The following is a 22864-nucleotide window of genomic DNA, read 5'->3' as shown; positions in this document are numbered from 1 at the left end:
ACTAAACTTTGTTATAATCTTTTTTCATTAACCCTGTTATCCTTCTTTTGTTTAGTGAAAAGGGTTGGGACTGATCTGGTAATTTTGCATACATCATTTTCCTTTAATATTTTAAATTTCTTAATTATATATACCATCATTTAGATTACTTATCAATTGAAATCTTTTGGATGATAAATATTTAATTCATTATCAAGTGAGATATTTATCATTTGATAGTCTAAATAGAAATTTAGACTATCTTCAATTTTATCCCTCCATAAATTTTTCAAATCAGTAAATAATGTCGTATTTTCAGTATGTTTAAGGTAGAAAAGTATAGATTTTTCATAGGGATAGATATAATCAAACTTTTTAATATACGTAGCAATACGTTTTGCATTTATCTCAAAACAAGCCGTCTTATATGCATCTTGTATTTCTAAAAATCCCCCACTATACTGTGGACGTACAACGGTATCTATCAATGTTCTTTCTAAATTAGTTACTTTAATAGATTTAGAGAAACCTACTGGTTTTTTTTTAATAATACCAGTATTTTTTGTGTTTTTGGAATTCAAAACAAAAACATTATACATTATCCCTTTGTATCTAAAAAGGTATACACTATTTGTTCTTCTCATAGGCTTCGAAAAAGCATAGTCAATTTTCCCTTGAGTCAACTTTGAATTAGAATCGTTTTTAGGTTTCGCCGTTTGTTCTCTATTTATATATATGTCTTTAGGTTCATTTATTGTTAAATCGTTCACATATAAAGCGCTATAATGTGATAAAAAAGAATTCGATAATAATGAAAGAGCAATTTCATACGGAGAAACTACACAATATTTTGCTACATATCTCGAAATTGGTTCTTTTCCCTCTGGATAAACTCGAATTTCATCAAATAGGTCTAAATAGTCTGTTAAATACCTGACCATAATACCAAAGCTCACATTTTTCGAAATATTAGACTGAAGCTTAGCCTTCTTTATGAAATTTATCATAGAAGTACGATTTAACACATTTCCGAAAGTTTCACCTAGCTCTTGCAGTAATTGTTTATTCTCTTTAATATGATATGGGTCTTTATCCATAAAAACCTCCAAACTTATAAAAGTGTTACTAAAGGTTATAGTTATAGCTATAGTATATATACTATAGCTATTCCTTCTATCTAAATTATAGCAAAAAGAATCTTAAATAGATAGCTATAGTATATATACTATAGCTATAATTAACAATACCTCTTTATTTACCATTTTTACTCTGCAATTTATGATAGAATGGATATATATACTTCTTACGGAGACAAAAAATGATCACACCTGACGAAATTCGCATGACCTGTTTAACGGCTATTTTTTCTAATTCTGACTTATCTAGTTTACTTACATTAAAAGGTGGTAACGCTTTAAAGCTTTTAGGGATTACCAAAAGACAATCTCAAGACTTAGATTTTTCTATAGCTGAATCTAAAAGATTAGATAAAAAAATACATGGTCCTATTTTTTTTGAAGCTATTTCTACTTCTTTTTCAAATTTAGGATACAAAATAATAAATTTCAAGTTTGAGCACCGCCCTTCTAAGCGAGGTGAGCACACTCCTCCTTTTTGGGGAGGGTATTCTGTAACTTTTACCATTATCTCAGAAGAAGTATTTCAACAACTTAATGATACTCAAAAAAAGAACCCTGGGGCTTACGCAGAGTCCATTGAAAATAGTCAAAAAAAAATATGTATAGATTTAAGTTTTGATGAGATAACAGATGATAGACTACAATATAACTATGATGGTATCGATATCTTTATATACTCACCCATGATGATTGTTGATGAAAAAATACGAGCTACATGCCAACAACTACCAGATTATAGGGTGTCATCCCCCAAAACAAGATCTAGGGACCTTTATGATATTTACACAACGCTTACTAGCAAGCCAGAATATTTTATAAATATTGATTCCCCGGAAAATATAGTTATAATAAAAAAAATGTTTGATATTAAACAAGTACCGATCGATCTAATTAAACAATTTATTAACCCTTCCCAGGAACTACTTGAAAGATTAGAATTAGATTATAATAGCAAAGTAATTCCTCAAATTCCCTCAAATGAGAGAGTGGCTTTTAATTATTTAATTGAATTTAATAAAAAAATTTTTGAACGGGTATATCTGGCCCTACAACGTTCTTAATACATGTTACATATAAACTTTGAATTGTATTTAATTTATGAATAGGCATCGTCCGAAAAATAATTTCGCCCTGCAAATCATAAATACACTTAAACCACATTTGTCCATTTCTACCGAACTGGGCATTTTTTTATCAAAAATCAAGGAATATATAGTTCCTCAGTTCCTGTTGTGAGATACCGCCCCCATTAATCGTTAATTAAATAATAGTATGAGGAATATATAAAAAGAACCGAAGAAATGGAACGCTCTTCGGCTTTTCGGTCTCTACTGAAATCAAAATCTTAATGGGAATATCAGCCTAAGATAATTGAAATTCAGAGAGGTTGTATTTTATTTTAAAACTTCGCAACAGAACCGCTAGCCTTTTTTATTTTGTTTCTGCGAACTTATTGACAGGTAAATTCTTAAATATTGATGACTAAATCGCTTTGTTCTTTAATGTACGGGTCGTGAGTTACAATTATGACTGTTTTACCTGCTATATCCACTTCGTCTCGTAGTAATCTTATAACTTCATTTCTATTTTTTAAATCTAGAGAACCAGTAGGCTCATCTGCTAGTATTATTTTGCTATCTTTTAATAATGCTCTAGCAATAGCGACACGTTGTTTTTCCCCTCCCGAGAGGCTGTAAATTTTTGTACTTAGTCGATGTTCAATATTTACTTTTTTTAAAAAGTGTTTCATTTTTATTTGTTTTTCTTTTTTAGACATTTTAGAATACACTAAGCTAATATTTAAATTTTTTTCTATACTTTCATCTTCAATTAACGCAAAATTTTGAAATAAATATGAAATGGTATTTCGACGTAGTTTTAATGCAGTCGTACTGTTAAAAGGAGGAGCGAAAGACCCATCAAAGTAATATTTACCATCATCATAATCTTCCACGAGCCCAATTATATTCAAAAGTGTAGATTTACCAGAACCGCTAGAACCATATATCGCCACCATTTTTCCTTTAGGAATTTCTAAGTTAAAGTTGTTAAAAATATGATTATTTTTATAACTTTTATTTAAGTTTTCAATTTTTAACATACTACTCTCCTTTTAAAAAATTTAACATTAATTTTTTTTGTAACTTTTTAGAAAGCCAGATTGTTATTATGATTTCAATCATAAAATATAATAATAAAGCTTCTAAAATAATAATTCTATTTTGTTGGAGTGCTCCATAAATTAAGAAAATTAACCCTTGTATAGAGAGCAACACAAACAAAGATTTGTACGTTCTCAAGTATGACATTCCGTAAAGATAACTGACAGCGATCTTCTTTTTATAAAATTCGAAATAAAAGAAAGTAGTAGATAAAATCATAGATAAAAAGATCAGTATTATTAAACCATTAGTTACAGTATAACTTAAAGGGTTTCCAATAGATGATAAGTAATCAGACCTATTAATATTATTTACTGTGATTAAAGAGGGGTGAGTTTCCAATTGTCCATGTTTTTTAAGTATTTTTTTGATAGAATTATATGTTTTATCTTTTGTACCAAGGATTTTAAACTTCATTGTTGCATTATGTAAAGCATCAAGATTTTGTCCTACATTTTTTGATGTATATATTTCCAATAAATCAGGAGTTATATACCCATTACTACCATCTAGAAGTTTAAACTTTTGATTATCTTTCATGAAATAATAATGGATAGTTGGTGAAGAAAAAGATGAAGAAGAAGCATAAAATTTCTTTATATCTTTTAAGTAAGGCTTCAACTTATCTGATACCACTACAATACCGGACGTATTATCATTGTTTATGAGTATCGATTTGTTATCCGATGTTTTAATATTGAATTTCAAAAGATAATTATAGTTTAGTTGTAAAACATTTTTTTCATCACTATTTTCAACGTTTAATCTTATAGGATTAACATAGAGCCCATCATGTTTCTCAGCGTAATTAAATAAATCAGAAGTTAGATCTGAATCATTGTTGTAAGAACTATCACTGTTCAGTGTATAACCAACATATTCAGGATAGAGAACTGAATAGTCATTTCCTGTTTTTGTGTTAGTATTGAGGCCACTATTTATAAGATAAATTAAAGAAGCACTTGTAGAAATTGTAACCAAAAAAACGAAAGCTTTAATTGAGTATAAAATATAGTGGCTGTATTTAAAGAAAGATTTTGAATTAATTTGATTTGAAAGAGAAAACTTAGCTACAAGTAAAACAGCAAGGTAAGAAATAATAACTACAATTGACATCATAAATATTATCAGAATTGTATATTCAAAATTTAAAGATTTAAAATTTGCAAGACTCACAATTAAATAAATTAATAATGCGGTACAACAAAACTCCTTCATAAATAATAGCTTAGTTATCTTAGTAGAACTAAGTCCATTAAGACGATAAATAGCAATCTTTTTGTTGTTGGACACAAGCCATACGAATAATAGAATTGCAAAAAATATATTAGATATAACAATGAATAAAGTTAAATTACTATTATTATAACCAATGAAATCTCCATAATGAGTATCATACTGGTTGGGATTGGAGGATAATAAGTCTTTATCTTGTATGTTTAATCCATATTTTTTATTTATTAGGTTTGCAAGTTCTTTAAGCCCTTTAGATTTATTTTTATTATCAATATATATATCACTATTTTTTAGTTGAACAGATGTAATTTTTGATAATGGAAAATTCAAAAAAACGTACTCAAATCCATGAGTTACAAAAACTTTATCTTCTTTGGGGAAATGTTTCGTATGAAAAAACATCACGCGGTTTATAGGTTTAATAAAATCAACATTCCCTTTACCGTCATTTTTACTTGCAACATAGGTTACTCTGAAAGTGAAAGAGGTATCAGTAGCCTCTGATACATCTTTCACTTGTGATATAAGATTGTTATCGTATTTTACATTTGTAGGAAGCTGTATCTTTGATAACTCACTTGGCTCATAATTCTTTTTTATTTTGGAATCTATGAGACTATTTTTAATCATGTTTGCAGAAGAAAAAGAAATAACAGTAAATAGAATTAATAGTAATAATTTAGTAACTCTATTCATTAGAACTCCTTACCAAGCTTGATACCAACCTGACAAATTACCATTCCAAGCACCGACAACTTTAGCATAGGAAATTTGGTTAGCTGAAGCATTCCCGCTGTCACCTCTTCGACTTCCAACTTTAACCCAACTTGAGTGCCATTTATTAATTTTTGCATTATCATGTCCAGTTGACTGGCTAATTGAGGGGTTAAGACGATCAGCATAAACATTATTCCAACCTCCTGGAAAGAAAGTTTGTGCAGCTGAAACTGCTGTACCTGAAATTAATAGTGAAGCAATAGCCAATACTACTATTTTTTGCTTCTTGCTTTTGTTTCTAATTGTTGCTCGTGAAATTGATGAGTTGATATGTAACCTCTTTCTTATTTTATAAAATTATCTTAACATTTAAATCTGACAAAAACAATAACGATATATAAATATAGTTGAAGTTATGAAAAACTAGTTTATTTTTTGAACCAGCCTTTTAACAAGTCGCCGAATCCAGCGCTGTCCTTTTCTGTTTCTTCTTTTTGTTTGCGTAATTCAGGGTTTTGATATTCCGTTTGAGCGACGGCGCTTGGCATTGGTTCAGGCTCGTCAGATTTCCAAAATTTAGCGTTTTGTACTTCTTTTTTGCGGTCAATCTGGTTCTGTTGCAAAGTTTTCCGATAAGTCTATTTTAGTGTAAAATGGGATAGAAAGACAGCGAGGACATATGGATGAATCATTTTAAAGGCAAACAATTCCAAAAAGACGTCATTATTGTCGCTGTGGGCTATTATCTACGTTACAATCTGAGCTATCGTGAAGTCCAAGAACTCCTTTATGATCGTGGGGTTGACGTTTGTCATACCACTATTTATCGCTGGGTACAAGAATACAGTAAAATCCTCTATCATCTCTGGAAAAAGAAAAATAGACAGTCCTTCTATTCGTGGAAAATGGACGAAACCTATATCAAAATCAAAGGCAAATGGCATTATCTGTACAGAGCAATTGATGCGGATGGATTGACTTTAGATATCTGGTTACGAAAGAAGCGGATACTCAAGCTGCTTATGCATTCTTGAAACGACTACATAAGCAGTTTGGTGAACCTAGAGTAATTGTCACGGATAAAGCTCCGTCTATTGGATCTGCATTTAGAAAGTTGCAGAGGAACGGTTTATATACCAAGACGGAGCATCGAACAGTGAAGTATCTCAACAATTTAATTGAGCAGGACCATCGGCCAATTAAGCGGCGTAATAAATTTTATAGAAGTCTTCGTACTGCCTCAACCACGATAAAGGGCATGGAGACCATTCGAGGAATATACAAAAAGAACCGAAGAAATGGAACACTCTTCGGCTTTTCGGTCTCTACTGAAATCAAAATCTTAATGGGAATATCAGCCTAAGATAATTGAAATTCAGAGAGGTTGTATTTTATTTTAAAACTTCGCAACAGAACCGAAAATCGATATGAGAGACCATGGAAATATTTCAAGGTTTAAAAGAGAGTATGAAATAACTAAATTGGACCAATGTCAAATATTTAGACACAAAATGAGCTATATTTTCTTAAAATAATTTTCTTCTTTCTGATTTGGAGTTAACCCATTGTTGGCAGGATGAGGATTATAATTATTATAAAATTGTTCGATGTATTCAAAGCAAGAGAGTTGAACTTCTTGAATGGAGTGATAAGTTCTGCGATTAATTTCTCGTTGTTTAAGATACTTGAAAAAGACCTCAGTGACGGCATTATCATACGGATATCCAGGCTTGGAGTAAGAAGCAAGCAATTGATGCTCATCTAATAACTTTCTAAAGGAAGCTGATTTAAATTGGCTTCCTTGATCCGAATGAAAAATAATTGGTTCCTTAGGTTTCCTCTTATTTATAGCTATTTCTAAGGTGTCACAGGCGAGTTTAGCATCAATCCTATCACTTACTTTCCACGCAATACATTTCCTTGAATAGAGGTCAAGAATAGCACAGAGATAAACATGTCGCTTAGGTCCTATAGAGATATAAGTGAAATTTGTTGTCCAAACTTGATTCGGGGACTTCGGGTTAAATTCTTGTTTAAGCAGATTATCAGAAGAAAATACAGGAGATTTATTTGATTTAAAACGAGGTTTGATGGTTGACATTTTAGGGAGTGTCATAGACTTGAGAAGTCTTAAGATACGGCCTTCAGAAATATTAACGCCATAATCACGCAGAAGAATGATTTTAAAAGCTCTCGTTCCAATTCTTTTCTTGGCTTTCATATAAATCTCAAGGAGTAATTTTCTCAAGCGTTGATTTTCTACTTCACGCTTCGAAGGCCTCTTGTTTATGAAGTTATAGTAGGTGGAACGATTGACATGTAAAACACGACAGAGCATAACTGTCGTGTGTTCAAATCGGAGTCTATAGATGGCTTTCAATCTTACTTGGAGTTTTGCATGAATATGGCACTCGCTTTTTTTAAGATCAGATTTTCTTCTTCTAGTTGGGCATTCCTTTTTTGTAATTCTTGAATCTGTTTAGCAGTCAACACCGTATTATCTTCAAGACGAACTTGAGAGTACTGCTTAATCCATTTTGCAAGTGCAGAAGAAGATACCCCATAATCTTTACAGAGTTCGGATTGAGTTTTACCTGTTTGGTAGAGGTTGACGAGAGATTGTTTAAAGTCCTCGTCGTAACGTTTAAATCCTGACATAAAAGTCCTTTCATTTTTGTGTCTTCTTAGACAGATTATAACACACGTATTTGTGTCTACTTTTATAGTATAGCTCCAGAAACTCAAGCTAGAAGAGACGATCTCGAACTTGACCGAGAGCAATTTGAATCAGAGCGAAGAAATTTTAAAATTGAGTACCAAGATTTCAGAGCAAGAGTCGAAGCAGCATCAACAGTTATTAACACTGCGGAGTTTAAAGCAAGAGAACTTAAAGCTCAACGAGCAACTCTCAAATCAGACCAAGAGCGATTCCGTCGCTTTTCTCAAGAAGTTACAGAAGAATTCGAAAGAAGAGAATTAGCGGACAGAGAGTGGATGAAAAACGAAAATTTAGAGCTGAAGGAACGAGAAAAAGCCTTTAATGATAAACTGGAAGATCCAGAAGTGAAGCGTGCCGTTAATGAATTTGAGACCCGTCAGAAAGCCAAAGTAATGCAGAACAACAAAACGGATTCCTCGCAGGTCCTCGATCAAAAAATAAACGAATGGTTAACGTTATCCGATGGAATGAATGTGAATTCCGATACGGAAATCGAACGTTAAAAAGTACAAAACACCCCTCGTTAAAGGGGCGTTTGGAGTGCTTTATGAAAAATTTTTTTTGGAATGGTTTTATTATATTCTCCATTTCTTAAATGAACAATAAATTTTTTCATATTTAAAATGGAGATGAATGCTTCTTAGGCTTTATTTTTAGTGCTTTTTCAATTAAAATAAGATAAGATAATATAAAAGAGATTAAAAACACAAACTAAAAAAATAGTGACAATGATGGAAATGAGGCTTAACAAATGAGTCATTCGGAACAAATGATTGAAAACCAGTTCATACAAATCTTAAGTGAGAAAGAAAATCAGTGGACTTATCGTCCGGACTTGAAGTCGGAAGAAGCACTTTGGCAAAACTTTAGAGGCCATTTGAACCGAATAAATTTAGCAGTATTGGAAGAACAACTATTAACGGATAAAGAATTTAAGCAAGTCAAAGTCGAGTTTTCACGTTTGACCGGAACACCTTTTTTAGCTTCTCAATGGCTTAGAGGAGAAAACGGGGTGGCTCAAGTTTTATTAGAGCGAGAAGATGGGAAAAAAGTGACTTTAGAAGCCTTTAGAAATAAGGATATCTCAGGAGGGACTTCTTCTTATGAGGTGGTTCACCAAGTGGTCCCAGATGCCTCTAGAGTAGATCGTGGAGATGTGAGTTTGCTGATTAATGGGCTCCCAATCATTCATATTGAGCTCAAAAAAGAGTCTGCTAAAGACGGTTTTATGCAAGCTTATTATCAAATTCAGCGTTATGCAGAAGATGGATTTTTTAAAGGGATTTACGCAACTACTCAAATCATGGTGATTTCCAATAAAGTCGATACCCGATACTTTGCAAGACCTAGTGAAGATACCGCTGAAGCCTATGCTAGGATGAAGAAGTTTTTATTTAATTGGCGGACTGAAGACAATCAAACGGTTTCCGATTTGTTTGATTTTACTCGTATAGTTTTGCGGATACCCGATGCCCATGAATTGATTAGCCAATATACTATTCTCGTCGATGATCAAAAAAATCAAAAATTCCTCATGGCTTTAAGACCTTACCAAATTCATGCTATTCGTAAGATTCGTCAAAAAGCAGCACAGCATGAAGGAGGATTCATTTGGCATGCGACAGGTTCAGGAAAGACCATTACCAGTTTTGTCGCAACGAAATTATTAGCACAAAATGCGATCGGTGTCGATCGTACGGTCATGGTTGTTGATAGAACAGACTTAGATGCTCAAACGCAGGATGAGTTTACGAAGTTTGCCTCGGAATACCATACCGGACAAACGACCGGAAATTCGGTAGCCAATACTTTGATTGTTGGGATCAAAAATCAAAAACAGTTGGCTCGAAACCTCCTATCATCAAAAAATAATAATACGATTTTAGTGACCACGATTCAAAAACTCTCTGCGGCTATGCGGAGTGCCCAACAAGAGAGTGAAGAAAAAGGCTCCAATCAATTTGAGAAGCTACGGCAAGAACATCTTGTTTTTATTGTTGATGAGGCTCATCGTGCGGTTAGTGATGAGGAAATGAAGCGGATTAAGAAAATATTACCCAATTCAACCTGGTTTGGATTAACGGGGACGCCTATTTTTGAACAAAATAAAAAGCAAGAAAATGGAACCTTTGCTAGAACGACGAGCCAGCAATACGGGCCACTCCTTCACTCCTATACAACCAAAAATGCCATGGATGATGGGGCTGTGTTAGGCTTTCAAGTCGAGTATCATTCACTGATTTCAGAAGAGGACCAAGAGGTGATTGTCACCCAACTCAATAAAGGAAAGTTGCCAGACGATGCCCTCCAACAAGAAAAATTATTGCCTACGGAACTTTATGAAACAGATGAACATATTCGGACCATGTTACAAAAAATCTTTAATCGGAGAAGTGTGGTCAAAAAGTTCAAGGTAAAGAATGGTTTTCCTACGATGTCAGCCATTCTTACCACTCACTCGATTGCCCAAGCCAAACATATTTACCGGATTTTAAAGGAAATGAAAGATAATGGGACACTCTTGAATGGGCGACAATTTGATGAACGTCATCAACTGATTGATAAAGCTTTCCCAAGAGTAGCTATTACCTTCTCAACCAATCCGGATCAATTAGAAAAAAATGAACAAGACGATGAATTAGTAGAGATCATGAAAGAGTATGCGAAACAGTTTGATGCTTCTCCTTATCAAGATGAGAAACTCTACAATCAAAATATTAATAAACGGTTGGCCCGTAAGGAAAAGCAATATCAATCGGATGGTCAGTGGCTAGATTTTGTCATTGTTGTCGATCGTTTATTGACAGGCTTTGATTCTCCAACGATTCAAACCTTATATATTGATCGAGAAATGAACTATCAAAAGCTCCTTCAGGCGTTCTCAAGAACCAACCGTATTTATACAGGAAAAGATTCTGGGTTAATTGTCTCTTTTAGAAAACCCTTCACCATGAAAGAAAATGTGCAAAACACGTTTCGTCTATTCTCAAATGAAAAGCAAAACTTTGATCAACTGATTCCAAAAGAATATGAAGAAGTCAAAAAAGAATTTATCGAATGTTCAACACTTTATAAACAAAGCGAAGCCGACCTATCGGATAATCCCAATGATCTTAAAACGATGATTGCGCAAGTAAGTGCTTATCAAAAGCTAGAAAAGAGTTATAAAGCGCTCGGAAGCTATGATCAATACGAAGAGGACTTTGAAGCATTTTCAGAAGTAGTGGAGCAGTTGCCACAATATCAAGGAAAAACGGAAAATATTAAAACAAAGATTAAAGAAATGATCGAGGATGAGGGGCATCCTGAGGAAGACTTCGAGAAGCTTTTACAAGAGATTGCTTTTTCTTCGCAGCTCAATGCGACACATAAAGACGTCGTGGATAGTTTTTATATTAATCAACTTTTGAAAGCGATTCAATTAAACGAAGCAGGGGCCGTTGAAAAATTTGAAAAAGAAATCCAACAAAAGGATCCTCAAATCCAACAGATGTATCACACCTTGAAAGATCAACTCGTCAATACGACTGAAGAGATTGATGTGGCTCAATTAAAAGAGACATCGATACAAAATGAAATTCAAAGACAACTTCAAAAAGAAGCTGAAGAATTTGGATTATCCTTCGACTTTTTACAGTCTGCAATGAATGAGTATCAAGGCGATAAGAAAACGATCCCTTATTTAACCCATTTACTGGATTCGATGACTCTTAGTAAAGAAGAGTTTGAAGCCAAAACGGGTGAAAAATACAGAAGAAGAACAAAAGTTTTAGAAGAACGACTACAACAAAAATTTGAACAACTTCAAAAATGGAAAGAAGAATTATAATGGCGACAGGTTTAAATCAACAACTATGGGCTTCTGCGGATATCTTACGTGGGAAGATGGATGCAAGTGAGTATAAAAACTACTTACTGGGATTAATTTTCTATAAGTACTTGTCTGATGCGCAGCTTAGAGAAGTTTATGAACAAGAAAATGGAAAAACAGATACCTTCCCAGAACGTTCCACTCAGTATGCAGGCTTCATGGAGTGGTACGAAGAAGACAAAGACGATTTAATCGAAAATATCCAACCCAAACAAGGTTACTTTATCCAACCCGATCAATTGTTTTATCACTACCGTATCAAAGCTGATAACTATGAATTTAACTTGACCGACTTACAAGCAGGTTTTAATGAGTTGGAACGTCAAGGAGAAGAATTTAGTGGATTGTTTGCGGATATTGATTTAAACTCCACAAAATTAGGCTCAAATGCACAACAACGTAATGTGACGATTACTGAGGTCTTGCGTGCTTTAGATGAGATTGACTTATTTGAACACAATGGCGATGTCATTGGAGATGCTTATGAGTATTTAATCGGGATGTTTGCGGCAGGTGCAGGTAAAAAAGCAGGAGAGTTTTATACCCCTCAAGCTGTTTCACGCATCATGTCAGAAATTACGTCGATCGGACAAGAATCTCGAGCGCCTTTTCATATTTACGATCCTGCGATGGGGTCGGGTTCTTTGATGCTTAATATCCGTCGCTATCTCATCAATCCAAATCAAGTGCACTATCATGGACAAGAGTTAAATACAACGACCTTTAACTTGGCACGTATGAACTTAATTCTTCATGGGGTGGATAAAGAACGCATGAACCTGAATAACGGGGACACTTTAGACGCTGATTGGCCGTCAGAAGAGCCTTATCAGTTTGATTCTGTGGTCATGAACCCTCCTTATTCTGCGAAATGGTCAGCGGCAGATAAGTTTCTCTCTGATCCTCGCTTTGAACGTTTTGGGAAATTAGCGCCTAAATCTAAAGCGGACTTTGCCTTTCTCCTTCACGGTTTTTACCATTTGAAAGAATCGGGAACAATGGGGATTGTCCTGCCTCATGGCGTTCTCTTTAGAGGAGCCGCAGAAGGAACCATCCGTCAAGCCCTTTTAGAAATGGGAGCTATTGATGCGGTTATTGGCTTGCCGGCCAATATCTTTTTTGGAACGAGTATTCCGACAACGGTTATTATTTTGAAGAAAAACCGTTCTCGGCGTGATGTCTTGTTTATCGATGCTTCTCAAGATTTTGAAAAACAAAAAAATCAAAATGTCCTGTTGGATGAACATATTGATAAAATTGTTTCTATCTACAAAAAACGAGAAGATATTGAAAGATATGCTCATGTTGCAAGTTTTGATGAGATCCAAGAAAATGACTTTAACTTAAATATCCCTCGTTATGTCGATACCTTTGAGGAAGAAGCACCAGTTGATTTGGTTGCAGTAAATACCAATCTCCTTAAGGTCAATGAAGAATTAGTTCAACAAGAGCAAGTACTCTTATCGTTGATTAACGATTTTTCAGAAAGTGAAGAGAATCAAGGACTGATTGATTCGATGCGTCTTTTTTTGAGAGGTGGTCATGATGAGTAAAAAGAGTCCACAATTAAGGTTTGAAGGATTCACGGACGCTTGGGAAGAGCGTAAGTTCTCAAATTTAGCTGAAGTAAGACGGGGCTTAACATATAAGCCATCCGATGTCCAAAAATATGGTATTAGGGTTCTTCGTTCTTCTAATATTGCAGAAGATACTTTTTTAATTAAATCGGACGATGTCTTTGTAAATAAAGAGGCAGTTAAAATTGACAAAGTGAAAAATGGGGATATTCTTATCACTTCTGCAAATGGATCTAGCCGTTTAGTTGGTAAGCATGCTTTGATTGAAGGGATTGAAAATGATACTGTTCATGGTGGATTTATGCTTGTCGCAAGGGCTGAAAAACCGGAATTTGTAAATGCTATTATGAGTTCTTCATGGTATAGTAAATTTATAAACATTTTTGTTTCTGGTGGGAATGGGGCAATTGGTAATCTAAGTAAATCAGATCTCGAAGATCAAAAGGTTTATGTTCCTAGTGAAATAGAACAAACTAAAATAGGATTATTCTTTAAGAGGCTCGACGATACTATCGCTCTTCATCAGCGTAAGTTAGATTTGTTGAAAGAGCAGAAAAAAGGCTACTTACAAAAAATGTTTCCTAAAACTGGTGAAAAAGTTCCTGAATTAAGATTTGGGGGATTTTATGGAGATTGGGAAGAGCGTAAGTTGGGAGATATACTAATAGAACGAAAAACTAAATCAAAAATAAGTGAAAATATACCGTTATTAGCTTTTGCGTCAGGACAAGGTGTAATAAATAGAAGTGAGCGGAAAACAAATAATAGAGATTTTTTAACGAAAGATGTAAACTCTAAAGTATATTTATTAACTAAATATAATGATATAGTATATAACCCCTCTAATCTTAAGTATGGAGCTATTGATAGAAATAAATACGGTACAGGTGTAATATCTCCAATCTATGTAACATTTGAAACAAATCAAGTTCCAGAATTTATTGAATTAATTGTTACTAGTCATAATTTCAAAAAAAAAGCTCTTCAATATGAAGAAGGAACAGTTACTAAGAGACAATCAGTTAAACCTGAGAGTTTGTTAACGTTGAATATAAGTATTTCAAAATCTAAAGAAGAACAACAAAAAATTGGTTCATTCTTTCAACAGTTAGACAATACTATCGCTCTTCATCAGCGTAAGCTAGATCTTCTCAAAGAGCAGAAAAAAGGATTTCTACAAAAAATGTTTGTTTGATATTTTAAATAGAAAAGAGAGATAAAGTGAAGTTTTTAAATTTTTTGAACTATAAATATTTAAATTGGTTATTATATGCTATTACATTATTTTTTATTGTTTATTACTTTTTTACCAATGATAATATTTATTTAATTTTAGCAATACTTTTTCTTGTCTCATCTAATTTTAGTGATAACTTAATTGAAGTTCTTACAGAACCAGAAATTCGGTCTATGACGGATGAAGAACAACAGATTATTAAAGCTATGATTTTGGAAAATGAGAAAGACGTAGTAGTTATCAAAAAGATTAGAGAGTATACAAATTTAGGTGTTTTACAAGCCAAAAAAGTATATGAAAAAATAAAACAAGGTCTATAATTAGATAATGACCCCTAGGAAATACTATTAAAACAGCCCCCATTATCTAATAGTTAGATAACGGGGGTTGTTTTTTTATAAAATGATATAATACTCCCTAGATGGGAGAAAACGTATGTCTAGACAAAAACGATCGATCAAGGAAAATAATGATAAATTAAAAGTTCAATTAGAACTCCTCCGTAGTTATACGGAACACTTTGACTCAGGTATGATTCATATGGCTTTGCCAATGGCTACACAGGTTCGTGTATTAATACATCAAACAGATAAGTCCAATTCACTATTACATCAGCTAGATTTGGACAATAAACTTAAACTTTGGCACTCACCTAACAGCAGTTTTTCTCCACATAATTTACTAACTACTTGGGATTTGTTGAAAGTGTCGATTGGAAGTGAGGGGGCCTCTTATCTTCCATTAGGAAGTAAAGAGGTATTTAACAGAAGGCGAGATGATTCTAACAATATCAGGCCAGAAATATTTTTACCCCTAGAATTATGGTGGAATCAGACTGTCTTCTCACAAGGGTCTGATTATGTTTCGCGAAAAGATATTGTACAGTTCATAGCCAATAAAGATGGTGGAGCTCATGTAGATGAAGAAAAATGGCCTATTGACAATTATAAAGAATCTCAACTATTGGGATTTTATAATCAAAACGGAGATTCCCCTGATGGAAACCCTTTATACGCTGCTATGCGTCAAATTGCAGAAGAAATATTGGTATCATTTGAAGTATTTGAATCTAGTCCTACACGAGTAATTCCTAGTTCTACAATAGAAGTTGAATTTTTTGATCTCTCAAAGCATGAATTTAATAAGCATTTATATTTTAATTTTTTGAGAGATCGCAGTTTTAGGTCGAATGATCAACGTAGCTTTCAAATTAAAAATTTTTCATTGAAATATTATGACTACGGTAATAATAATTGGTCATTCATTGACAAAGACAAAAGTGAACCAATTATAGGCAAGGAATGTTCTATTTTTGAGGTTAAATAGATATGCAACAAATCGTTCTTCCAATTAAAGATTCAAATATCTTAAAAATGGTGCAGGATACACTACTTGATAGTTTTCGTGCTGGTCGTCGTAACTATACAATTTTCCAAGTTGGGAAAGCGACCTTGCTACGTGTGAGTGACGTCATGAAATTAAAAAAAACAGATGTCTTTAATCTTGATGGAACAGTCAAACAAACTGCATTTATTCATGATCAAAAAACAGGTAAGGGAAATACGTTATATTTAAAACCTGTCCAACAAGATTTAATGCTTTATCATGCATGGCTCATCCAACAAAATCTTAATTCTGAGTGGTTGTTTCCCTCAACGACTCACCCAGACCGTCACATCACCGAGAAGCAATTTTATAAGGTCATGGCACGTGTTGGTGATCTTTTAGGAATCAACTATCTAGGAACGCATACCATGCGTAAAACAGGCGCTTATCGGGTCTATACGCAGTCAAACTATAATATTGGTTTAGTGATGCATTTATTAAACCATTCAAGTGAATCAATGACGCTAACTTATTTAGGTTTAGATGAAGCCAGCCGTGAAACAATGTTGGATCAAATCGATTTTGGATAATCCCGTTTTAGTTAAAAGTTTTGATTTAACTCATTTTGTTTAAAAATATTTGAAATATCAAACATTGCAGCAGAAAAATAAATTTAATGCTCATTTGAACTGTCTTTTTAGTCATTTTTGCATTAAAATAGGACTATTAAAGAAAAAGAAGAGAGGTTCATATGGATATAAAACTGATTAAGAAATTAATTGATGAGTGTGGAGTAAAAGGTTATGCGAAATATCGGATGTATACACTCATTCATGTTGGTTCTGGTTATGAACTAATGATGAATGGGAAGTTAATCGCTCGATTCATCATAACAGGTTACGAACAAGGCTTTCTAGAAGTTAATTTAAGTGAAACTCCCTACCAAATTAAAACGGTAGAATCACTAAAAACTTATCTAACTGGTGGGAGGACAACGAAAGAAGTAAATTAGATTGGGGCTTTTTTTTAATTTTTGGTTAAAAGGGAACGAATTTTTTCTGATTTAAGAAACCGTTGCGCTTTGTTTAAGATGAATCAATTATAATGATTTTATCCTAAAAAATACTTTTTCATAAATTACTCCTCAATACCTTGTAGGTTCTGTTGCAAAGTCTGAAACTCAAAAACACTATCTCTGACCAACCGTCAATCTAAGCAGGTATTCCCATTAATATTTTGATTTCAGCAGAAACTGAAAAGCCGAAGAGTGTTCCATTTCTTCGGATTTTCGGTATCTACTGAGATTAAGGTCTTAATGGGAATATTAGCTTAAGAACAAGAAGGATTATAAACCTCGTATTTGATTTTTAAACTTTGCAACAGAACCAAAAATAATAATTTTTAAAGAAATGAAAGTTATAATCTGAAAATCTTATTTTATTTCTATTATTCTAATTTTTAATATAAAATAATAGAATCCAAATAAGCAAAATTATTGACGGAATTATTTTAAAAAAGCCAGTGAGATAAAAACTCAGAAATAGTAACCCCAAAAAGCATAAACCTAAAATCCATGAATATATAAAAAAAGCTTTAGATATATGCTTTCCTTGTTTTTTTCTTTTAGAAATCAAAGGTTTAACTACAAACTCATTAGCACCAAAATAATATGCTAATAGACAAAAAATGATTATTAATATAAATAAAAAGAAAGTCATAACATCACCACAATTCTATCCAACCATTATTTCTTATTTTATCTTAACTTTTAATATATTTGGCTACAACAGTTACAGAATCAAATTTACTAACTAGTTTTCCAATTGCTGTTCCTTTTTTTACTCAGATAAATAATAAAAAAATATTATATAATTATCTGAAAAATAAGTCAATTTATTTCCATTCACTTTCTTTTTATCTCGTTTTACACTAAAATAGACTTATTAGCCAAAGCGTAAATTAAAGTCAATGGAACTATATCTAATTTATAAATAATGGAGGTGCGTTTTGAAAAGAAAAAAGACCTATGGACAGAAGAAAACAATCAAATCAATTTTTGATACTTTAGTAGATTCTATCACTACAATATTTTTATTTTTAAGATAGGGATTTTAATTTAAATACTATAAAATTTTTAAGAGAGGATGATAACAATGAAATATAAAATGAGCAAAGGGCTGAAAATCATGATAACAGTTTTTATTTCTGTTTATCTTGGTAATTTGGTTTTAGATGTACTAAGTGACGAGTCTAATATCAATATTTGGATAGCTCGTATTATTGGACTTTTTGTTGTCCTCATCATTTATCTTCCTTTAAATTTTTTATGGATAAAAAATTCAAAAAGTCAGAATGATTAATAAAGAACTGGGAGAACTTAAATGATTTATACAATTGGCTATTACATTGCTGTTATAGGATTAGTCATTATGATGTTCGGTTTTAAAAGTTTTTATTCACAAATGAATAAATGGAGTCGTTTTGGCTTTATCTTTTTAGCTTTAGGCCTTGCATTTCCAATAGTTTATGATTTTATTGTTGGATTTATAAATGGTTTATTAAAAAATGTTTAAATCAGAATTTTTTAAAGAAAGGGCACTTTTAAAAAGTGTAAGTATAATATTATGGGAATTGTGACACCAACACCTACTCCACCTCCTTCAAATGATAACTTTTTTAAGCAAATAGAAAAATTACAAGCCAATTTTTCAAAAGAAGATAATAAAATTTGGACTGATGTCAATAAAGAATATAAAAAACTAAAGAATAAAAAGTCCAAAACAGAGCAGCATGAAAAATAAAACAATAATAAAAGTAGTTTTTAGTATGATTACTGCTTTTATTATTTCCTCTAAAACTGTTGTTTTACCTTTGTGTCGGTAGATTGTCGTTCTTTTGTCGTCTATCTGTCGTGTACATGTTTTAAAAAATAGTTTATTATATATTCATGAATAAATATAGAGTTGCTGAGTTAAGAAAAAAAAGAGGTTAATATGTCAGAAGTAATAACACTTTTCCGTTTAAATATATTACTACTATTGAAAGATAAAGTATCACTAGTTTGGTCTCTGTTGCTACCTACTATAATGCTATTTATAAACAGTAAAGAGATTACATCAATTAATAATTTATCTTATTGGTGGATTTATATTGTTTTTAATTCATTTATCTATGGGGTAGGTGTTTTTGCTCTACAGGAGAAAGATTCAGGAGCACTATCCATAATATTCTCAATAAAATGGATTCCCAAACAATTTTTTTTCGGACTGCTATTGACTCAGATACTATATAGTTTGTTTTGTTTAGCATTATTCAATATCATTCCAGTAGTTATGTTTAACTTTAATTACATAGAATTAATGTTTTTTTCACTTTTGGCAATTTTGATTACGATTCCAGTAGCATTTGTTGGATACAATATCACATATTTTAAAAATCTATATGCTTCAACAATCAGCTCAATTTGTAATATCTTGGTTTTTCTGTGTTTTATTATAATTAATGTAAGAACACCTTTTAATTTTATCAATCCCTTTTTAATTATAGGGAATGAATTAGGAAATTTTATGGATGGAAAAATTAACCTTATATATATAATCATAAGTCTGCTCTTAATAGTAATCAGTTTACCAAGTATTATTTATTTTAAGCCATTATCCAACGAAAGTAGGTGACTATTGTGATATCAGTCGAGAATTTGTACATAAAGGAAATTGATAGAACTATAAGTGTAAAATTTAGCAAAGGAATAAATTTTTTAAAAGGATCAAATGGAAGTGGCAAGACTTTGTTGTTAGACTATCTTAGTGGTTTAAGAAAATTGAAGAATAAAAAGAATATAAAAAATCAAAATAGTAACGTCTATATGAGACAAAATTTTTCTTTTTATACTAAGATTACAGCTTATGAATTTATAAATTTTATTGAAAAATTGAATGGCTATTCAGTTCAACATTTTTTTGATTTTTTAGAAGAATATGTACCAAACTATGATTTTAATTTATATAAAGCTAAAAAATTGGGATTACTATCAGGTGGTGAGAGAAGATACCTATATATATTAGCTATATTGAGCATCGAACGAGATTTATACATATTAGATGAACCATTTTCAAATATTGATCAAGAAACAAAAGAACAACTCATAAAATTAATTGAAAAAATTCATTATAAGAAGAATTCAAATTTTATAATTACCTCACACGAATTACTTACTTTTGAGAATATGAACGTTTTTGAATTTAAAGATATTAGTTCAGCTGGTAAGATATAAAAAATGCTACTCTATTCTTTTTTAAATACTGATGTTAAGTAAAATATATAATAGACTTGATAAAAGACAAAAAAGGTAAATAGTTATAAGGAAGTCTTAATTCAAAAAAGAAGTATTCAGCTGACAGTTATTATTTGTACTAAAATTATTGAGTTTTGAATCTCTTTATCTGATAAACTTCTATGTGAGAGGTGATAAAAATGATGCATCAATTTAACAAAACCATTGACTATTTAGAAAATACACTTATATCGGAAGTTGATTTTAAAAAATTTCAAAACATATCAGGTTATTCATATCCACTATTTAGTAGAATTTTTTCGATTTTATCAGAAATTACATTGGCAGAATACTTGAGAAATAGAAAACTTACACTAGCTGTAGATGATTTGTTGAATACTGATCAAAAAGTAATTGATATTGCTTTGAAATATAATTATGATTCAGCTGATGCTTTTAGTTTTGCTTTCAAAAAGTTTCATGGGAATTCACCCTCAGAAGTTCGAAAAGGGAAAAACTATAAGTTATTTCCTAAAATGAAATTAGCTTTAAAAGTAATAGGAGGAAGTCAAATGAATATTAAAATCGAAACAAAGCCATCATTCAAAGTAGCTGGCGTATTAAAAGAAAACATTGATTCTAATCAATGTCCGAGTACATGGGATGAATTATATAGTAAATATAGTTTTGAACAATTAGAAAGTTTTGGAAATGGTCAATCATTAGGTGTTTGTTATGAGAATGAGGGAAATGATAAGATTAATTATATGGCGGGTTATAACGTCTTGGATGACGCTAAAGCTAGAAATTTAGGACTTGATATCTTAGAAGTCAAAGAATCTGAGTATGCAGTAGTTCCAGTTAAGGGATCAGTCCCTGATTCTATTCATCAGGCATGGAAATATCTGCTTGAAGAATTTTTCCCAGAAAATGGTTACAAACATTCAGGTTTACCAGATTTTGAAGTATATACCGAAAATGATATTCATGATCCCAATTATGAAATGGAGCTTTGGGTACCAATTAGTAAACAATAAAAATGTAGATTATTAAAATTCTTAAGAAAGATTTCTTAGGGATTTTTTGGTATTCGAATAGTCTGTGCTATAATTATGGTAATTTGTCAGGTTGGTATCAAGCTTGGTAAGGAGTTCTAATGAATAGAGTTACTAAATTATTACTATTAATTCTATTTACTGTTATTTCTTTTTCTTCTGCAAACATGATTAAAAATAGTCTCATAGATTCCAAAATAAAAAAGAATTATGAGCCAAGTGAGTTATAAAAGATAGCTTAACCCAATTGAAGTAATGAGGGCAAAAACCATAAGGCTTAAAAAACTCAAAGTTGCTAAAATAAGATATAGCATACTCAGATCATTATTCTTTTCCTTGATATATAAATAAAGATAAAATATAAAAGATAAAGTTGGGATTCCTAGTAGCAAAAGAACTGGTACAAGCCAGTCAATTGGTATTATTTTGCTTAGTACATCAGAAACAAATCGTAGAGAAGCATTCATAAATTTAATATGACTAAAAGAGGGTGAGGATACCCAAAGCCATACGACTAATAAAGCAGGAAGTATTCTTCTTATTTTCAAAGTATTAGTACCTTCCTACCTGATAGGGAGCATATGCTGGAGTAAACAAAGCTGGTAAACCAGTCGGAGCAACAACTGAATCGCTTATTCCGTACATAACTGGTAAATTACCTGAGCCGAAATAATAAGCTTGCCAAACTAATTTAGAACAGTAGTTTGGATTTGTTACCTTAAGATTAGATCTAACTAAATAATTAATGTGGATGTTTTTTGTTGCACCACCGTATGTATTATAAAAGTGAGTATCTGCATATCTAGCGACTTGACGAGCTAAACCAGTATTTCTTATTCTGTAAACAGATGTCCATTCTTTAATATGATTTGTTATCCATTGTCTTTTTGGGAGTTGGCGATTATTATCTGAGATTCCCCAAAACCAATTAGGTCCTCCAGGCATTTCTAAAACATAACCGTCTGCATTTAGGATTGCTGCATGACCAATTACTCCTGTAGGAAAGTTCCCTCCTACGATCAAAATATCACCAGCCCTTGTCTCTCTGCAGAAGGCGTTGATATTATCTTGTGATGAACGTAGCATACTATTTGTTGAAGGAGCTTCCTCTTTTGTTTGCAAGATTGGTAGCTTTGTATCAGACATAACCCCATAATTGTTTGTCTTCAACCATGATTCATAATTAATTGATGAATCATATTTTTTATATTGTTCGTAAGAGGGTCTCATAGTTGATCGTTCATCTTTTTCCCAGTTCGTTTTTGGATAAAGATTTGGGTCAATAATGTTTTCGCTTACTGCTTTGTCATAAAGGCTTCCAACGTTTGTAAATTCATCAGCACTAGCAGAAACTCCTGTCAATAAAACCAAAGCAGTTACTAGTGACATGAGGGTTCCAATTTTTAATTTTTTCATAAATTCCCTCTCTTTCTTGTGACTATTGCACAAGACAAGTATAACAAAAGAGAGATTAAAAGTGAATCGTTAACTTAAATTAAACTAAAAAAATGCAGTTGATTTTATTCTTAGGTTCTGTTGCGAAGTTTGAAAATCAAATGCGCCCTCTGTGAAC

23 protein-coding genes and 3 pseudogenes are annotated in these 22864 nt (G+C 32.1%); 17 read left to right on the top strand and 9 right to left on the bottom strand.

Features of this window, described 5'->3' with window-relative positions; all coding sequences use genetic code 11:
* Positions 1-152: 152 nt before the first annotated feature.
* Positions 153-1076, bottom strand: coding sequence for a hypothetical protein (locus MKX45_RS12180; protein ID WP_311916900.1), 924 nt, complete (start codon positions 1074-1076; stop codon positions 153-155).
* Between the two features lie 221 nt (positions 1077-1297).
* On the opposite strand from MKX45_RS12180, the gene MKX45_RS12175 reads away from it, so the two are divergent.
* Together MKX45_RS12175 and MKX45_RS12170 are read left to right on the top strand one after the other, a co-directional pair.
* Positions 1298-2179, top strand: a complete 882-nt coding sequence (locus MKX45_RS12175) for a nucleotidyl transferase AbiEii/AbiGii toxin family protein (RefSeq protein WP_311806017.1) — start codon at positions 1298-1300, stop codon at positions 2177-2179.
* A 215-nt stretch (positions 2180-2394) separates the two neighbouring features.
* Positions 2395-2484, top strand: a pseudogene (locus MKX45_RS12170) (IS6 family transposase); the annotation flags it as partial.
* Between the two features lie 102 nt (positions 2485-2586).
* On the opposite strand, the gene MKX45_RS12165 reads toward MKX45_RS12170, so the two are convergent.
* From MKX45_RS12165 to MKX45_RS12150, 4 genes are all read right to left on the bottom strand, one after another.
* On the bottom strand, positions 2587-3219 hold the full coding sequence (locus tag MKX45_RS12165) for an ABC transporter ATP-binding protein (RefSeq protein ID WP_023189878.1): 633 nt from the start codon (positions 3217-3219) through the stop codon (positions 2587-2589).
* A gap of 1 nt (position 3220) precedes the next feature.
* Positions 3221-5212, bottom strand: a complete 1992-nt coding sequence (locus MKX45_RS12160) for a DUF1430 domain-containing protein (RefSeq protein WP_340817397.1) — start codon at positions 5210-5212, stop codon at positions 3221-3223.
* 9 nt (positions 5213-5221) lie between these two features.
* Complete coding sequence (locus MKX45_RS12155; RefSeq protein WP_340817396.1) at positions 5222-5500, bottom strand: hypothetical protein; 279 nt, start codon at positions 5498-5500, stop codon at positions 5222-5224.
* Between the two features lie 161 nt (positions 5501-5661).
* Positions 5662-5856, bottom strand: coding sequence for a hypothetical protein (locus tag MKX45_RS12150; protein WP_340817394.1), 195 nt, complete (start codon positions 5854-5856; stop codon positions 5662-5664).
* Positions 5857-5916: 60 nt separating this feature from the next.
* Between MKX45_RS12150 and MKX45_RS12145 the strand changes: the two genes are divergently transcribed.
* A protein-coding gene (locus tag MKX45_RS12145) for an IS6 family transposase (RefSeq protein ID WP_340817392.1) occupies positions 5917-6596 on the top strand; the annotation gives its coding sequence in 2 pieces (ribosomal slippage) (positions 5917-6241 and positions 6241-6596; 681 coding nt in all).
* Between the two features lie 137 nt (positions 6597-6733).
* On the opposite strand, the pseudogene MKX45_RS12140 reads toward MKX45_RS12145, so the two are convergent.
* Positions 6734-7891, bottom strand: a pseudogene (locus tag MKX45_RS12140) (IS3 family transposase).
* 336 nt (positions 7892-8227) lie between these two features.
* Between MKX45_RS12140 and MKX45_RS12135 the strand changes: the two are divergent.
* The 8 genes from MKX45_RS12135 (at position 8228) to MKX45_RS12100 (ending at position 16975) form a co-directional block, all read left to right on the top strand.
* Positions 8228-8455, top strand: a complete 228-nt coding sequence (locus MKX45_RS12135) for a hypothetical protein (RefSeq protein WP_340817390.1) — start codon at positions 8228-8230, stop codon at positions 8453-8455.
* Between the two features lie 248 nt (positions 8456-8703).
* Positions 8704-11781: a type I restriction endonuclease subunit R gene (locus MKX45_RS12130; RefSeq protein ID WP_340817389.1), complete on the top strand. Its 3078-nt coding sequence runs from the start codon at positions 8704-8706 to the stop codon at positions 11779-11781.
* Positions 11781-13376 (top strand): type I restriction-modification system subunit M, encoded by a 1596-nt coding sequence (locus tag MKX45_RS12125; RefSeq protein ID WP_340817387.1) that lies wholly within the window; start codon positions 11781-11783, stop codon positions 13374-13376. Before MKX45_RS12130 ends, MKX45_RS12125 begins: the two co-directional genes overlap by 1 nt.
* Complete coding sequence (locus MKX45_RS12120) at positions 13369-14595, top strand: restriction endonuclease subunit S (protein ID WP_340817385.1); 1227 nt, start codon at positions 13369-13371, stop codon at positions 14593-14595. The genes MKX45_RS12125 and MKX45_RS12120 overlap by 8 nt, the downstream gene beginning before the upstream one ends.
* A gap of 26 nt (positions 14596-14621) precedes the next feature.
* A complete protein-coding gene (locus tag MKX45_RS12115) occupies positions 14622-14957 on the top strand; it encodes a hypothetical protein (protein WP_340817384.1) in 336 nt (111 codons plus the stop codon).
* 115 nt (positions 14958-15072) lie between these two features.
* Positions 15073-15963, top strand: a complete 891-nt coding sequence (locus MKX45_RS12110; protein ID WP_340817382.1) for a hypothetical protein — start codon at positions 15073-15075, stop codon at positions 15961-15963.
* Between the two features lie 2 nt (positions 15964-15965).
* Positions 15966-16553 (top strand): site-specific integrase, encoded by a 588-nt coding sequence (locus tag MKX45_RS12105; RefSeq protein ID WP_270338050.1) that lies wholly within the window; start codon positions 15966-15968, stop codon positions 16551-16553.
* A 161-nt stretch (positions 16554-16714) separates the two neighbouring features.
* Positions 16715-16975: a hypothetical protein gene (locus tag MKX45_RS12100; RefSeq protein ID WP_017865369.1), complete on the top strand. Its 261-nt coding sequence runs from the start codon at positions 16715-16717 to the stop codon at positions 16973-16975.
* 199 nt (positions 16976-17174) lie between these two features.
* On the opposite strand, the pseudogene MKX45_RS12095 reads toward MKX45_RS12100, so the two are convergent.
* Positions 17175-17252 (bottom strand): annotated as a pseudogene (locus MKX45_RS12095) (IS6 family transposase); the annotation flags it as partial.
* Between the two features lie 864 nt (positions 17253-18116).
* Between MKX45_RS12095 and MKX45_RS12090 the strand changes: the two are divergent.
* The 6 genes from MKX45_RS12090 to MKX45_RS12065 all read left to right on the top strand — a co-directional run bounded on the left by MKX45_RS12090 (position 18117) and on the right by MKX45_RS12065 (position 21273).
* Positions 18117-18323 carry a hypothetical protein gene (locus tag MKX45_RS12090; RefSeq protein ID WP_023189873.1) on the top strand — a complete coding sequence of 69 codons (207 nt, stop codon included), beginning with the start codon at positions 18117-18119 and terminating at the stop codon, positions 18321-18323.
* Between the two features lie 21 nt (positions 18324-18344).
* Positions 18345-18536, top strand: a complete 192-nt coding sequence (locus MKX45_RS12085) for a hypothetical protein (RefSeq protein ID WP_011834679.1) — start codon at positions 18345-18347, stop codon at positions 18534-18536.
* Positions 18537-18587: 51 nt separating this feature from the next.
* Positions 18588-18764, top strand: coding sequence for a hypothetical protein (locus MKX45_RS12080; RefSeq protein WP_003140242.1), 177 nt, complete (start codon positions 18588-18590; stop codon positions 18762-18764).
* 192 nt (positions 18765-18956) lie between these two features.
* The gene (locus MKX45_RS12075; RefSeq protein ID WP_021721732.1) at positions 18957-19637 is read left to right on the top strand and encodes a hypothetical protein; all 681 of its coding nucleotides are present in this window, start codon (positions 18957-18959) and stop codon (positions 19635-19637) included.
* 5 nt (positions 19638-19642) lie between these two features.
* Positions 19643-20236: an ATP-binding cassette domain-containing protein gene (locus tag MKX45_RS12070; RefSeq protein WP_032946499.1), complete on the top strand. Its 594-nt coding sequence runs from the start codon at positions 19643-19645 to the stop codon at positions 20234-20236.
* 200 nt (positions 20237-20436) lie between these two features.
* Entirely contained in the window at positions 20437-21273 is an 837-nt protein-coding gene (locus MKX45_RS12065; protein ID WP_251904868.1) for an AraC family transcriptional regulator, read from the top strand.
* A 242-nt stretch (positions 21274-21515) separates the two neighbouring features.
* Here the strand turns inward: MKX45_RS12065 and MKX45_RS12060 are convergent, their stop codons facing one another.
* Both MKX45_RS12060 and MKX45_RS12055 read right to left on the bottom strand, forming a co-directional pair.
* Positions 21516-21839 (bottom strand): hypothetical protein, encoded by a 324-nt coding sequence (locus MKX45_RS12060; RefSeq protein WP_251904867.1) that lies wholly within the window; start codon positions 21837-21839, stop codon positions 21516-21518.
* Between the two features lie 4 nt (positions 21840-21843).
* Positions 21844-22680, bottom strand: a complete 837-nt coding sequence (locus tag MKX45_RS12055) for a hypothetical protein (RefSeq protein ID WP_259760165.1) — start codon at positions 22678-22680, stop codon at positions 21844-21846.
* Positions 22681-22864 lie beyond the last annotated feature (184 nt).

Origin of the sequence: Lactococcus sp. FSL W8-0209, from assembly GCF_038006585.1 — a bacterium.
GTDB classification, from domain to species: Bacteria; Bacillota; Bacilli; order Lactobacillales; family Streptococcaceae; genus Lactococcus; species Lactococcus lactis.
This window is presented reverse-complemented; position numbering and strand designations above follow the sequence as displayed.